The 13,285-nt window shown below is 44.3% G+C and carries 12 protein-coding genes; 5 read left to right on the top strand and 7 right to left on the bottom strand.

The genetic code is table 11. From position 1 onward, the window contains the following. Window positions 1-183: 183 nt before the first annotated feature. The 4 genes from V7L31_RS09770 to dnaJ form a co-directional block, all read right to left on the bottom strand. Window positions 184-1,176 (bottom strand): 2-hydroxyacid dehydrogenase, encoded by a 993-nt coding sequence (locus V7L31_RS09770; RefSeq protein ID WP_334696040.1) that lies wholly within the window; start codon window positions 1,174-1,176, stop codon window positions 184-186. 180 nt (window positions 1,177-1,356) lie between these two features. Continuing rightward, window positions 1,357-2,463 (bottom strand): small ribosomal subunit biogenesis GTPase RsgA, encoded by a 1,107-nt coding sequence (rsgA, locus tag V7L31_RS09765; protein ID WP_334696039.1) that lies wholly within the window; start codon window positions 2,461-2,463, stop codon window positions 1,357-1,359. Then, the gene (locus tag V7L31_RS09760; protein ID WP_292853213.1) at window positions 2,460-2,717 is read right to left on the bottom strand and encodes a sulfurtransferase TusA family protein; all 258 of its coding nucleotides are present in this window, start codon (window positions 2,715-2,717) and stop codon (window positions 2,460-2,462) included. The genes rsgA and V7L31_RS09760 overlap by 4 nt, the downstream gene beginning before the upstream one ends. Beyond that, the gene (dnaJ, locus tag V7L31_RS09755; RefSeq protein ID WP_292853211.1) at window positions 2,717-3,847 is read right to left on the bottom strand and encodes a molecular chaperone DnaJ; all 1,131 of its coding nucleotides are present in this window, start codon (window positions 3,845-3,847) and stop codon (window positions 2,717-2,719) included. The genes V7L31_RS09760 and dnaJ overlap by 1 nt, the downstream gene beginning before the upstream one ends. Window positions 3,848-4,074: 227 nt before the next feature. Between dnaJ and V7L31_RS09750 the strand changes: the two genes are divergently transcribed. Then, entirely contained in the window at window positions 4,075-4,290 is a 216-nt protein-coding gene (locus V7L31_RS09750) for a hypothetical protein (protein WP_179067211.1), read from the top strand. A gap of 363 nt (window positions 4,291-4,653) precedes the next feature. Here V7L31_RS09750 and dnaK read toward each other — a convergent pair whose 3' ends face one another. From dnaK to V7L31_RS09735, 3 genes are all read right to left on the bottom strand, one after another. Further along, window positions 4,654-6,612, bottom strand: coding sequence for a molecular chaperone DnaK (dnaK, locus tag V7L31_RS09745; protein ID WP_334696038.1), 1,959 nt, complete (start codon window positions 6,610-6,612; stop codon window positions 4,654-4,656). Between the two features lie 226 nt (window positions 6,613-6,838). Then, window positions 6,839-7,579 (bottom strand): nucleotide exchange factor GrpE, encoded by a 741-nt coding sequence (grpE, locus tag V7L31_RS09740; protein ID WP_334696037.1) that lies wholly within the window; start codon window positions 7,577-7,579, stop codon window positions 6,839-6,841. 23 nt (window positions 7,580-7,602) lie between these two features. Beyond that, window positions 7,603-7,830, bottom strand: coding sequence for a hypothetical protein (locus tag V7L31_RS09735; protein ID WP_334696036.1), 228 nt, complete (start codon window positions 7,828-7,830; stop codon window positions 7,603-7,605). 157 nt (window positions 7,831-7,987) lie between these two features. Between V7L31_RS09735 and V7L31_RS09730 the strand changes: the two genes are divergently transcribed. The 4 genes from V7L31_RS09730 (at window position 7,988) to V7L31_RS09715 (ending at window position 13,235) form a co-directional block, all read left to right on the top strand. Then, a complete protein-coding gene (locus V7L31_RS09730; RefSeq protein ID WP_334696035.1) occupies window positions 7,988-9,991 on the top strand; it encodes a GspE/PulE family protein in 2,004 nt (667 codons plus the stop codon). 110 nt (window positions 9,992-10,101) lie between these two features. After that, a complete protein-coding gene (locus V7L31_RS09725) occupies window positions 10,102-11,229 on the top strand; it encodes a type IV pilus twitching motility protein PilT (RefSeq protein ID WP_289797446.1) in 1,128 nt (375 codons plus the stop codon). Window positions 11,230-11,331: 102 nt separating this feature from the next. Then, on the top strand, window positions 11,332-12,555 hold the full coding sequence (locus V7L31_RS09720) for a type II secretion system F family protein (RefSeq protein WP_334696034.1): 1,224 nt from the start codon (window positions 11,332-11,334) through the stop codon (window positions 12,553-12,555). A 122-nt stretch (window positions 12,556-12,677) separates the two neighbouring features. Beyond that, a complete protein-coding gene (locus tag V7L31_RS09715; protein WP_334696033.1) occupies window positions 12,678-13,235 on the top strand; it encodes a hypothetical protein in 558 nt (185 codons plus the stop codon). The last annotated feature ends 50 nt before the right edge of the window (window positions 13,236-13,285 follow it).

Here is a 13,285-nt window from a genome sequence, read left to right as displayed (position 1 = left end):
CTTCCCTACCTGTTGTACTGAAACTAAAGTTTCAGCAGTTTTCATGTATTTGAACCACATCTGTCATAGGGGCAATTTATGTAGACGCGATCGCGGAGCGTCTCCAAGAGTTGCGGCTTCCCGCAGGGTATTGCCCCTACGGGTGTACCTCTCTTGAACGAGAACTGCTATATTGCTAAAGGTTTAGATGCGAATTTCATTCGCACAAGGATGACTCTGTTCAATATCAGTAATATTAGCAAAAGTTGTTTCTGCAATATTGTAGAGAGCTTCTGCTGTAAAAAAGGCTTGATGTCCAGTAATTAGTACATTGGGGAACGTTGTCAGACGTTGGAAAATATCATCTTGAATAATTTCGCCAGACAAATCCTCAAAGAACAATTCTGATTCTTGCTCGTAGACATCCACACCAAGATAGCCAATCTTACCAGACTTTAATCCCTCAATCACTGCAAGGGTATCAATCAGCGCTCCTCGGCTAGTATTAATTAGCATCACACCTGGCTTAATCTTTTCTATTGCCTCAGTATTAATCAAGTGATGCGTTTCAGGAGTCAGGGGGCAATGCAAAGAGATAATATCGGAGTTGGCAAATAGCTCAGGTAGTTCTACATACTTTCCACCTAGCGCCTCCAATTCTGGATTGCGATAAACGTCATAAGCTAGTAGGTGACAGCCAAATCCCTTCATAATCTGTCCTAAAATCAGACCGATTTTACCAGTACCGACAATTCCCACTGTGCGATCGTGCAAATTAAATCCCAACAGTCCATCTAGGGAAAAATTGCCTTCTCGGACACGGTTATAAGCACGATGAATTTTGCGATTTAGGCTCAAAATCAATCCTACGGCATGTTCTGCTACCCCATAAGGTGAATAGGCGGGAACACGCACAACAGTAATTCCTAAGTCTGCTGCGGCTTGCAAGTCTACATTGTTAAACCCTGCACATCGAAGGACAATCAAGCGAGTTCCCCCTGAGGCGAGAAGCTCTAAAGTTGAAGCATCTACCTGATCGTGTACAAACACGCAAACCGCCGGAAATCCGGCGGCAAGGATAGCCGTATCCCGATTTAAGCGGGGTTCAAAAAACACTAATTCGTGTTGGGTGGGAGAATTTGCAGCTGACAAAAACTGCCGATCGTAGGCTTTTGTACTGAAAACTGCTACTTTCATGCAAAACCTCAGGCTTTATGCTGCACGGTGTTCGAGTACATAATACCTTGACGTTTAAAGGAGCGATGTCTACGACAAGCCTAGCTGCGGGACTTTTGAATATTTTCAGTCTTGGGAATTGCTCTTTGTCTTTGCTTTTTAACTTGAGAGTTGATTCTGGATGAGCTTATTGGTGCAGCTTTATTCTTCATCCCGATATAACTCTTGCAAGTCTTGTAACTGAGTCTTCCGAGAAATTCGGCGATATTTTTTACTTTCTAGCTTGGGTTCGTATTGACTCTGCCCTTTGCCTTTGCTTTTGCTTTTTAACTTCATCGTAGATTCTGGATCGGCTTGTTCGTGCATCTGTGTTTGATGAGCGATCGCCGCGTCCAAAAATTCTAAATAATGTTCATATCGTTCCCAATCTCCCCGCACCGCACATTCAGGCTCGTCTCGATGCAGACAATCACTAAACCGACAGCTAGCAACTGCTAACCGCTTTCTAGCTTCTGGGAAATAATGGATTAATTCTTCTGGTATACAATCCATATCCGGCTGATTAAAGCCGGGAGTATCCGCCAGTAATCCACCCTTAGGTAACTCAAATAATTCTATATGGCGAGTGGTATGACGACCACGAGCTAATTTGCCCGAAACTTCTCCGACTCGCAGCTTGGCAGAGTCAATCAGCGTATTAATCAGGCTGGATTTACCTACGCCAGATGGCCCAGCAATGACAGTAATTTTATTGCTCAAATATCTGGCGGCTTGCTCAGTATTTATACCATCTTTAACACTGATAAATATTGGTTGATAACCCCAACCAAGGAGGCGATCGCTAACTTGTTGCTGTTCTGGCGGTGAAATTAAATCACTTTTATTCAAGCATAAAAGCACATCTAAATCAGTAGACTCAGCTTTAATTAGAAACCGACTCAGTTGATAAGGTTCCAAAGGCGGATCGGCTACAGCAAATACCAATAGAATTTGGTTGACATTGGCGATCGCGGGACGATCTAACTCACTTTGGCGGGGTAAAACCTCCGCGATCGCACCCCGTCCCCCAGCCCAATCTGGCTCTTCTACCACAACGCGATCGCCCACCATCACCTGTTGTCCAATTTTTTTCAGGCGGGTTCGACGAGTACAGAGGAGGAGGGAGGCATTTAAATCTAGTTTCTCCTCTGCTCCCCTGCTCCCCTGCTCCCCATCCTCTTCATCTAGCTGTACTCGGTAAAAATTGGCCTGTACAGCCACCACCGTACCCAATAACTGTCCAGTTGCGGCAAAATTTTTCCCTGTCATTGGCTAGCAACTGGACGACGCACTAGCAGAGAAAAATAACTAGTGCAATCTGTAATTTGTTCCACCTGATAACCTGCCATTGTCAAACTATCAGGAACCTGCTCAATCGGCTCACCTGGATCTAGCCAGACTTCTAGTAAACCTCCCAATGGCATTTTCTCCAGACGTAATTTTGTCCGCACGAAATTAATCGGGCAAGGGGTGCCGCGTAAATCAAGTTGAGCATCGGGAGTTGAAACAGAAGAGGGCATCATCACTTAAATAAATTTCCCAAGAATCCTTCTAGACCACCTTTACCAGTGCGATCGCCCTTAATTTTAGCCAGTTTCTCCAATAGTTCCCTCTCCTCTGGGGTGACTTTATTGGGAATATCAATTAATACGTTCAGCATGTGATCCCCACGACTGACGGGATTACCCAAGCGAGGTACGCCGCGATTTTCCAACTTCATCACCGTATTCGGCTGAGTTCCGGCTGGAATAATCAGTTCTACTGGGCCATCTACCGTATCTACCTCTAACCGACAACCTAAAATCGCTTGTAGGTAGCTAACTTTGATTTCCGAGAGAATATTAATGCCATCCCGTTGGAATTCCTCATCCTCATTCACGAACAAGTAAACATACAAATCCCCAGGAGGACCGCCGCGCTGACCGGAATCTCCTTCACTAGAAATTCGTAAACGTGTGCCATTATCCACCCCAGCCGGAATGGTAATTTTGAGTTTCTTTGTGACTTGATTTGCGCCCTTACCATCACAGGCATCACACTTATCTTCAATGACCATCCCTGTGCCATTACAGGTGGGACAAGTTGAGACTTGGGTGAAACTGCCAAAGGGTGTTCTCGTGACACGGCGGACTTGACCAGAACCGCTACAAGTCGAACAAGTCCGAGGACGGGTTCCAGGTTTAGCACCAGAACCGCTACATACTTCACAATTTTCTAAATGGGAAATGCGAATTTCTTTTTCGCCGCCAAATACTGCTTCCCGAAAGTCTAACTTCAGGTCTAGCCGTAGATCATCGCCCCTGGCAGGCCCACTGCGTCGTCTTTGTTGCGTGGGATTACCCATACCGCCAGCAAAGCCACTAAAAATGCTTTCAAAGATATCGGCAAAGCCACCCATATCACCGACATCTTGAAAGCCCGCGCCAGCAGCACCAGATACACCCTCAGGGCCAAAGCGATCGTAACGAGCGCGGGTTTCTGGTTCTGAGAGTACCTCGTAAGCGCGGTTAATTTCTTTAAAGCGATCCTCCGCTCCCGGTTCTTTGTTCACATCTGGGTGATACTTCCGGGCTAAACGGCGATAGGCTTGTTTGATTTCTTCTTTGTCGGTGTCACGAGAGACACCCAGGATTTCATAATAGTCGCGGGCCATATAGCAAAGGTAAAAGTTAGAAGGAAGAAAGCAGAAGTCAGTAGAAGATCACGGTCACTTGCTACCCTACGTAAAAGTGTTTTGCTTGACAGATATGCAAGAGCAACACAGTCTCCTTTAGAGGGTGGCTTGCCGGAGGTCAGACAGAAGATAAAATTAATTTTTGTTAATAAATTAATTTTACCCTTTAGCTTTTACAAAAATCACCGACAAATCTTGAATAACAGGTGCTTTCCTCGTGGGAGACGACAAAAGCTATAGAAGTTAAGAGCAGGGGAAGCCTTTGCTCAGACTTCTCACTGCCGAGTCGGCTGTCTCTTTTACAATTGTGCTACGTAGCAGAGGAAAACCCCGCCCATCAACCAGATGGGCTAGCCGCACCATTAGGTGTGGAAAACCACCCTTATGCAATGGAAGTGCATCTAAACTGGCACACTGCCTAGTCCAAAGTAATTTGCTTCTACAATCTAGCAAACCCCTGGGGTCTTGTGAAACTTCGCTAAATATTTTAGATATATTGAAATGTCTTAATTAAAATTTGTAACTTAGGGAGTGGGGAGTGGGATATGAGGGGGATGAGGAAGTAGGGGAAGATTGACATCCTCACCGCCGTGTTCGCCCTTGGCGTTCCCGAAGGGTACGCACGGTGATTCTGGAGTAATGAGTAACAAGTAATAAGTAAATACCCATTTTTCATCCACTCATTACTCATTACTCCTTACTCATTACTTTAAAGCCGTGCTTCCAGCACGGGGTTTTAAACCCATTTTTCTGATAACTATTCACCAATGCCCCATGCCCAACCCCTAATCTATCGCCTCATAATCAGCTTGTGCAGTACTTTCTTCGTCAAAATCAAAGTTGAATTGTGGTATTAGTGTACCGTTCATTGGTGAATCTACTTCTGGCGTAAAAAGACTAGCTGAATCCTTCTCAATCTCATCACTTTGGCTGTTAGCTCGGTTGTAGACATCGGCACCAATTGCAAACAAGGTTTGTTGGAAGTCTTCTAAGCGCTGCTTAAATTCCACAGTGGAAATGCTGGAGTCAATCATTGCCGCTTGGAGTTGGGAAACTTTTTCACTGGCTAAGGTTTTTATCTGGTCGCCGATAAAGCTGCTGTTATCTTTGATGGTGGATTCGTAACTGAACAACAAATTATCTGCTTGGTTTTTGAGTTCAACCAGTTCTTTACGTCTTCTATCTTCTTCGGCAAACAGTTCGGCCTCTTGGCGCATCCGTTCGACTTCGTTAGTACTCAAACCACCTGTATTGGTAATCCTGATACTCTGTTCTCTACCAGTACCTTTATCTTGAGCAGAAACCTTCAAGATGCCGTTGACATCGATTTCAAAGGATACTTCAATTTGCGGCACACCACGGGGCGATGGGGGAATTCCGGCGAGCAAAAACTTGCCGAGACTCTTGTTATCTCGTGACATTGCCCGTTCACCTTGGAGGATGTGAATTTCTACTGAGGTTTGCCCATCAACGGCGGTGGAAAAAACTTGTGACCGACTCGTAGGAATTGTGGTGTTGCGTTCAATGATTTTGGTGAACACTTCACCCAAGGTTTCAATTCCCAAGGACAGAGGGGTAACATCCAAGAGTAAGAGATTATCGACTTCACCACCCAATACACCTGCTTGGATAGCTGCTCCTAATGCTACGGCTTCGTCAGGGTTGATGGAGCGATCGGGAGCTTTGCCGTTGAAAAACTTAATTAGCGCGTTTTGAACTGCGGGAATACGGGTGGAACCACCTACCAAAATAATCCGGTCTATGGCTTCTGGTTTGAGATCGGCATCTTTGAGCGATTGGATCAGTGGTTCGATGGTCGCTTCAATTAATTTAGCGGCCAGTTCTTCAAATTTAGAACGACTGAGTTCCATTTCCAGATGCTTTGGCCCGGTGTCATCAGATGTAATAAAGGGCAAATTGATGGAGGTATTCACCATACTGGAGAGTTCAATTTTTGCCTTTTCCGCTGCTTCCCGCAGGCGTTGCAACGCCATCTTGTCTTTGGAAAGGTCGATTTTCTCTTCTTGCTGGAAACGTTCCATCATCCAAAGGACGATCGCATTATCAAAGTCGTCTCCACCTAAGTGGTTATTACCACAAGTCGCCTTAACTTCAAAAACGCCGTCCCCAAGTTGTAGGATCGATACATCGAAAGTACCGCCTCCCAAGTCAAATACTAAAATTAGCTGCTCTTGGTCTTGCTTTTCCAATCCAAAAGCTAAAGCCGCAGCTGTTGGCTCATTGATGATTCGCAGTACTTCTAGTCCTGCAATGGTGCCAGCATCTTTAGTTGCTTGTCTTTGGGCATCTGTGAAATATGCGGGTACGGTGATCACTGCTTGAGTGACTTCCTCACCCAAGAAGTTTTCCGCATCCTGCTTCAGCTTTTGCAGGATCATGGCGGATAATTCTTGTGGCGTGTAGTTTTTTGAGCGAATTTGGACATCTACGGTCTCATCTCGACCTTTGATACAGTTGTATGGGACGCGATCGCGTTCTATTTCCGTGTCTTCCCAACGCCGCCCGATAAATCGTTTAATACTGTAAATTGTGTTTTCAGCATTGGTTACGGCTTGGCGCTTTGCCAATTGACCAACCAAGCGATCGCCACTTTTCCCAAATCCGACAATACTTGGAGTAGTTCGTCCCCCTTCAGAATTGGAGATCACTAGTGGTTGACCGCCCTCCAAAACTGCGACGCAACTGTTAGTAGTGCCTAAGTCAATCCCAATAACTTTTCCCATATTTGCCAGTATTTTTACTGATTTATTCTGCTGTAATATGTCGCGGACTAACTTTTTTCCTAAGAACAAAGGCTAGCGGATAACGTCTGTGGAACCTCTTTTGCTACCAGCAAAAGAGAAGTTGAAACACAGAGAGTTATCCAAAGCCTTGTTTTGATTTAGGTACGCGATGCTCGTCCTTACTAGAACCCAGGCACTTCAGGTCAGCGAGGTGAGCGATTACAGCTTAACTGTTGGCTGAACTCGGCTGATCTTCTGGTGCAGCAGGGCTATCTTCCTTGGGAGCAGCTACTTTGACCATTGCATGGCGTAGCACGCGATCGCCCAAGTAGTATCCGCGCACTAACTCTTCTAACACTGTTCCTTCAGGATGTTCATCCGTAGGTTCCCGCATTACTGCTTCGTGCAGGTTAGGATCAAATTCTTGGTTTTCGGGACGCATTGGTGATACACCCAAGCGCTTCAGGCTATCTACTAATTGTTTATAAACGCCTTGGTAACTTTTGTGCATGGTCATTTCGCCATCAGATTGCGGTTTGAGGTGCGATCGCGCCCGCTCAAAATTATCGACCACTGGCAGCAATTCCAAAATCGTGTTCCGTTTCACCTGCAACTCTAAGTCTTCTTTTTCTTTACTAGTGCGTTTCCGGTAATTCTCAAAATCAGCAGCAATCCGCATATATTGAGTACTACGTTCTTCTAACTGCGTTTTGAGGGACTCGATTTGTTGAGTCAGTTCTGCCAAAGCTGCCCTCTCTACTTCAGTTTTCTCGGTTGCAGCGAAGCTATTGTCTGGATTGATAGTAGCCGTATCTCCTGTTTGGGCTGCCACTTGTTCTGTCACCTCGCTACCAGATTCATTGAAATTAATTTGGGCTGGGGAGTCACTCATCATTGCTTGCTTTACCTCTGTTGGTTCACCCAATTGCTGGCTTGTATTGTTTATCTGTTTATTTTCATCGATCATTGTCCATTCATTCCAGTTTCTATTTATGGCAGTCTATCTCCACAGTTTGTAGCCGTCGTCATCCACGACTTACCACTGGGGCTGATTTTGTTGCCGATAAGTTCCTGGAAGTGATTTAACCGTCCTCTTATTGTGACAAATGGTGAACACGTTAGCCCAGAAGCGACTAAGGCGGGAACCCGAACGAGTAGGACTGGGGACTGGGGAGTAAAAGGGCGGTTAGAAACCGCGTCTACACGGACAAAACCCACCTCCGTGGGTTTAAAACACTCAATTTTTCTTTAGTCCGCGTAGGTGGACTTTGTTTGTGTAGCCGCGAATTCTATTCGCTTTTTTGGGAAATGAGAATTCTACCTCCCAGGCTGGGAATACTTTAAGTAGAGGTTTCCCCAAATCAATTGCTCATTTATGAACTCGTCACCACAACGGCGCAGTACCGCTCTAACTACCAGAACAGAGTTTTCACCCTTTGGCAATAAGCTAGTCCAATCTGGCTATGTCAATACTGAACAGATGAGGCAGGCACTAATTGAAAGCCGCAAATCTGGCAGACCCTTAACGGAAGTACTAGAGTCAATCACTGGGCAACAACTATCGCCTGAGTTGCTCAGGCAATATAAAAAACAGCAGCTATTTGAACTTAAAATCCTATACGGAGTTGAATTTCTCGATCCTGAAGTCAACTCTGTTGGCAATACGATGATGGGGAATCTGATTGAAACCCTGATCCCAATCGATATCTGTCGTCGCCATCGTTTAGTACCACTATCGAAACACGAAGACCAAACCCCACCCTCAGTTTTAGTGGCGATGGTCGCTCCAGATAATCTAGAGGCTTCTGATGACCTGAACCGCATCCTGCGCCCCCAAGGTTTGGCGTTGCAGCGGATGGTGATTACCCAGGAAGACTACCAACAGCTAATCAACCAATACTTGGATGAAATGGCTGTTAAGCAGAAGCACCTAGAACAAGAAAAGTTTACAGATATTAATCAGGATTTAGAAAACCTCGGAAATCTTGATATTTCAGATGCTCCTGAAGAAATGGAGGCTGATCTAGGGGCAGCAATGAAGGGTGCAGAGGATGCCCCAGTCATCAACCTAGTTAACAGAATCCTGGCTAAAGCCTTGCATGAGGGCGTTTCTGATATTCATATCGAACCGCAAGAAGAAAATTTACGCATTCGCTTTCGGAAGGATGGCGTACTGAAGGAAGCTTTCGATCCCCTACCGAAAAAAATTATTCCGGCGGTGACAGCCCGATTTAAAATTATCTCCAATCTAGACATTGCGGAACGCCGTCTACCTCAAGATGGACGTATCCGACGGCTGTTTGAGGGACGCAAGGTGGACTTCCGGGTGAATACCTTACCCAGTCGCTACGGGGAAAAGGTGGTACTGCGGATTTTGGATAACTCCTCCACCCAGTTGGGATTAGATAAGTTAATTACCGATCCAGAGACTTTACATATTGTCCAGGATATGGTTAGCCGTCCCTTTGGGCTAATTTTGGTAACTGGGCCAACTGGTTCTGGGAAAACAACCTCTCTGTATTCTGCACTCTCAGAAAAGAATGATCCTGGAATTAATATCAGTACTGTAGAAGACCCAATTGAGTACAGTCTTCCAGGGATTACTCAAGTACAGGTGATTCGGGAAAAAGGGCTGGATTTTGCTACCGCGTTGCGGGCTTTCTTACGTCAAGATCCAGATGTGCTACTGGTGGGTGAAACACGGGATAAGGAAACGGCAAAAACAGCGATTGAAGCTGCCTTAACTGGTCACTTAGTATTAACTACCTTACATACTAATGATGCCCCAGGTGCGATCGCACGTTTGGGAGAAATGGGGATTGAGCCTTTCATGGTTTCTAGTTCCCTAATTGGCGTTCTAGCTCAACGTTTGGTGCGGCGTGTCTGTTCTGAATGTCGTATTCCCTACACTCCCACAACCGAAGAACTAGCTCGTTATGGTCTATCAGCTTCCTCTGATGTTGGAGTCACCTTCTATAAAGCTAACAGTTTGACATTAGATGCGATCGCCGAAGCCAAAGCCAAAAATCAGCTTTGTCCAAAATGTAATGGCGGCGGCTACAAAGGGCGTTGTGGTGTTTATGAAGTTATGCGAGTCACCGAAAACCTCCAAACTCTCATTAACGAAGATGCACCCACAGAACGCATCAAAGAAGTAGCAATAGAAGAGGGAATGAAAACCTTGCTGGCTTACAGTTTAGACTTAGTGCGCCTTGGTTCTACCACCCTAGAAGAAGTAGAACGGGTGACATTTACTGATACTGGTTTGGAAGCCGAGTTAAAAGCCAAACGCAAGACTGGTCTTACCTGCCGGAGTTGCGAGGCCACATTGAAACAAGAATGGTTGGATTGTCCTTACTGTATGACAGCTCGGTTTTAAGACTAATAGTCATTAGTCATTAGTCATTGGTCATTAGTTGATGCTTACTAACTTAAAACAAATGACAAATGACAAAGAACAAATAACAAATATTAAAAGGAAGCAGAACTATGGAAATGATGATTGAAGACTTGATGGAGCAATTGATTGAATTGGGTGGCTCGGATATGCATTTATCCGCAGGTTTGCCTCCCTACTTCCGCATCAGTGGCAAACTCACCCCCATAGGTGAACATGTATTGACAGCCGATCAATGTCAAAGGCTAATTTTTAGTATGCTTAACAACACCCAGCGTAAAACCTTAGAGCAGAACTGGGAGTTGGATTGTTCTTATGGCGTTAAAGGTTTAGCTCGCTTCCGGGTCAATGTTTATAAAGAACGTGGTTCTTATGCTGCTTGTTTACGGGCATTAAGTTCTAAGATTCCTAACTTTGAAAAATTAGGTTTGCCAGACATCGTGCGGGAAATGACAGATAAGCCCAGAGGGCTAATTTTGGTGACAGGCCCTACAGGTTCCGGCAAGACAACAACCCTAGCGGCAATGATTGACTTGATTAACCGCACCAAGGCAGAGCATATTTTGACGGTGGAAGACCCAATTGAATTTGTCTACGAACCAATTAAAAGTTTGGTTCACCAGCGACAACTAGGTGAAGATACTAAGAGCTTTGCTAATGCTTTGAAAGCAGCTTTGCGGGAAGATCCAGATATTGTTCTGGTAGGGGAAATGCGTGATTTAGAAACAATTTCTTTGGCGATTTCCGCAGCAGAAACAGGACACTTGGTATTTGGCACGCTACACACCAGTTCCGCTGCACAAACGGTTGACCGGATTATTGACGTTTTCCCCCATGAAAGACAAACCCAGGTGCGGGTGCAGTTGTCTAACTCTTTAGTAGCGGTATTTAGCCAAACCTTAGTGTCCAAGAAAAGCCCTAAACCTGGTGAGTATGGTCGGGTAATGGCTCAAGAAATTTTGATTGTTACTCCTGCTATTTCTAACTTGATTCGAGAAGGCAAAACATCTCAAATTTACTCAGCTATTCAAACTGGTGGCAAATTAGGGATGCAAACTCTGGAGAAGGTTTTAGCCGATTTTTACAAAGCAGGAACGATTTCCTTTGAAGCGGCGATGTCTAAGACTTCTAAGCCAGATGAAATCCAACGTCTCATCGGTACTTCTGTACCACCACAAGCAGCAGGTGCGAAACCTGGTGCGGCTGCCAAGGCGCATTAAAGGAAATGGGGAGACGAGGGGGATGAGGGAGAAGAATTAATAACCAATGCCCAATGCCCCATACCCATACCCAATTAATAACAACTATTTTGAATTTATTTTATGCCAAACTTCGTTGCCCGTGTTCGGGATTCGCAAGGAAACTCTCGAACAGAAAAAATTGTTGCCGAATCCTTGGTACAAGCTCGGACTAATCTCAGAGATCAAGGTTTTGTCATCCAAGAACTCAAACAATCTCAGGGATTTCAGCCAGATGTTGCCTTCAAAAATTTCCAGAATTCCTTAATTAAGGTTTCTGTGAAAGACAAAGCCGTTTTTTCGCGTCAATTTGCCGTTTTGATGAATGCGGGAGTTGCGATCGTTAGAAGTCTAGGGGTACTTTCTGAACAGTGTAGTAATACTAAACTGAAACAAGCCCTGGTGGAGATTAGCACCGATGTTCAAAGCGGAATGAATCTTTCAGAGGCAATGCGGAAGCATCCTGACTGTTTTGATGGATTATATGTGAGTATGATTCAAGCTGGCGAAGTTGGTGGTGTTCTAGACGAAGTTTTGAATCGTTTAGCTAAGTTGTTAGAAGATGTTGCCCGTTTACAAAATCAAATTAAATCAGCATTATCTTATCCAACGGTCGTGGGTTTTATCGCAGTTGCGATCTTTCTCGGTATGACCATTTTTCTGATTCCGATTTTTGCCACGATTTTTACACAAATTGGCATCTCACTACCACCTCTAACGCAATTCTTGATGGATGCTAGTAAATTTTTGAGAAGTCCGAGTGCTTTCATCCTTCTCGCTGCTCTCATAGTACTAAAAATTGCCTATGGAAAATATGCTCAAACTCCTGTTGGTCGCATCACAATTGATCGTCTTTCACTCAAAATGCCGTTGTTTGGTGACTTAATTCAAAAGTCTTCAGTTGCCCGGTTTAGTAGAACTTTTGGTTCTTTGACTCGTTCAGGTGTACCAATTTTAACTTGCTTAGAAATTGTCCGAGATACATCAGGAAACCAAGTAATTGCCAATGCCATAGACGCAGCCCGTATGGAAATTCAACAAGGAGGTATGATTAGCATTGCTTTGCAAAAAGATGCTGTTTTTCCAGCTATGGCAATTCAGATGATTAGCATCGGAGAAGAAACTGGAGAATTAGATGGAATGTTGATGAAAGTTGCTGATTTCTATGAAGATGAAGTTGAGCAAGCAGTAAAAGCAATGACCAGTATTTTAGAACCGGTGATGATTGTAGTTCTAGGGGGAATGGTTGGAACCATTTTGCTAGCGATGTATCTACCTATGTTTGCGGTATTTGAAAAGCTGGGATAAGGGATTAATAGTTAGGGGTTAGAAGTTAGGAGTTAAATTTTTTTATTCCTAAACTGTTAACTCTTAACTTATTAATTTTATTCTTAAGTTCTAACTCCTAATTACTCACTATTTAATAAACTATGACTGTGCAAAAATCTCACTACGAAGCAAGTTTAGCAGAGTACAGCAATCATCTAGCTGCGATCGCCTTACTAAAGCAATATCGTCCATACTTGGAGATGATCCCTAGTCTGCGTCGTCCAGATGAAAGTGTGATCACTATACCCTTGCCAATTGTCCGTCTTCGCAATACTACAACAGCGCCACAAACAATTTGCTTACCCTGTGATGTGGCAATTTTAATGTGCGATCCAGAATGGAAAATAAAAACTGGAGCCGAAATTTTAGTTTTTATTCATCGCGCTCACGAAGACTTTTCTGATTTATTAGGACGTTGGCGACAAACTCAAGTGTACTTGGACAATGATTATGAGTGGTTGATGCCTCTGCGCCACAGTCATATTTTGAGTGAGGGAGCTAATACTATATATCCTCTATTTGTCGTTTTTAGTGAGACTGTAGAACGCATCCCCAGAGGCCTGGTAGGAGCCGAACTCCCATTTATTATGCAAACACCAGATTCACTGCTTGAGGAAAATTTCACAGAAATTTTCTCTCCAGAAATTCCACCAACTTAGAAAAAGTCTTACCGTTTATATAGCAATCTGTAAACAATAAATTTTTACAC

It is taken from the genome of Nostoc sp., from assembly GCF_036916655.1.
GTDB lineage: Bacteria > Cyanobacteriota > Cyanobacteriia > Cyanobacteriales > Nostocaceae > Nostoc.
This window is presented reverse-complemented; position numbering and strand designations above follow the sequence as displayed.

Excerpts from the sequence above, each read along its gene's own strand:
- V7L31_RS09725 (WP_289797446.1), top strand. The coding sequence starts at position 10,102 with ATGGAAATGATGATTGAAGACTTGATGGAGCAATTGATTGAATTGGGT.
- V7L31_RS09760 (WP_292853213.1), bottom strand. The coding sequence starts at position 2,717 with ATGATGCCCTCTTCTGTTTCAACTCCCGATGCTCAACTTGATTTACGC.
- dnaJ (WP_292853211.1), bottom strand. The coding sequence starts at position 3,847 with ATGGCCCGCGACTATTATGAAATCCTGGGTGTCTCTCGTGACACCGAC.
- V7L31_RS09720 (WP_334696034.1), top strand. The coding sequence starts at position 11,332 with ATGCCAAACTTCGTTGCCCGTGTTCGGGATTCGCAAGGAAACTCTCGA.
- grpE (WP_334696037.1), bottom strand. The coding sequence starts at position 7,579 with ATGATCGATGAAAATAAACAGATAAACAATACAAGCCAGCAATTGGGT.
- V7L31_RS09770 (WP_334696040.1), bottom strand. The coding sequence starts at position 1,176 with ATGAAAGTAGCAGTTTTCAGTACAAAAGCCTACGATCGGCAGTTTTTG.
- V7L31_RS09730 (WP_334696035.1), top strand. The coding sequence starts at position 7,988 with ATGAACTCGTCACCACAACGGCGCAGTACCGCTCTAACTACCAGAACA.
- dnaK (WP_334696038.1), bottom strand. The coding sequence starts at position 6,612 with ATGGGAAAAGTTATTGGGATTGACTTAGGCACTACTAACAGTTGCGTC.
- rsgA (WP_334696039.1), bottom strand. The coding sequence starts at position 2,463 with ATGACAGGGAAAAATTTTGCCGCAACTGGACAGTTATTGGGTACGGTG.
- V7L31_RS09715 (WP_334696033.1), top strand. The coding sequence starts at position 12,678 with ATGACTGTGCAAAAATCTCACTACGAAGCAAGTTTAGCAGAGTACAGC.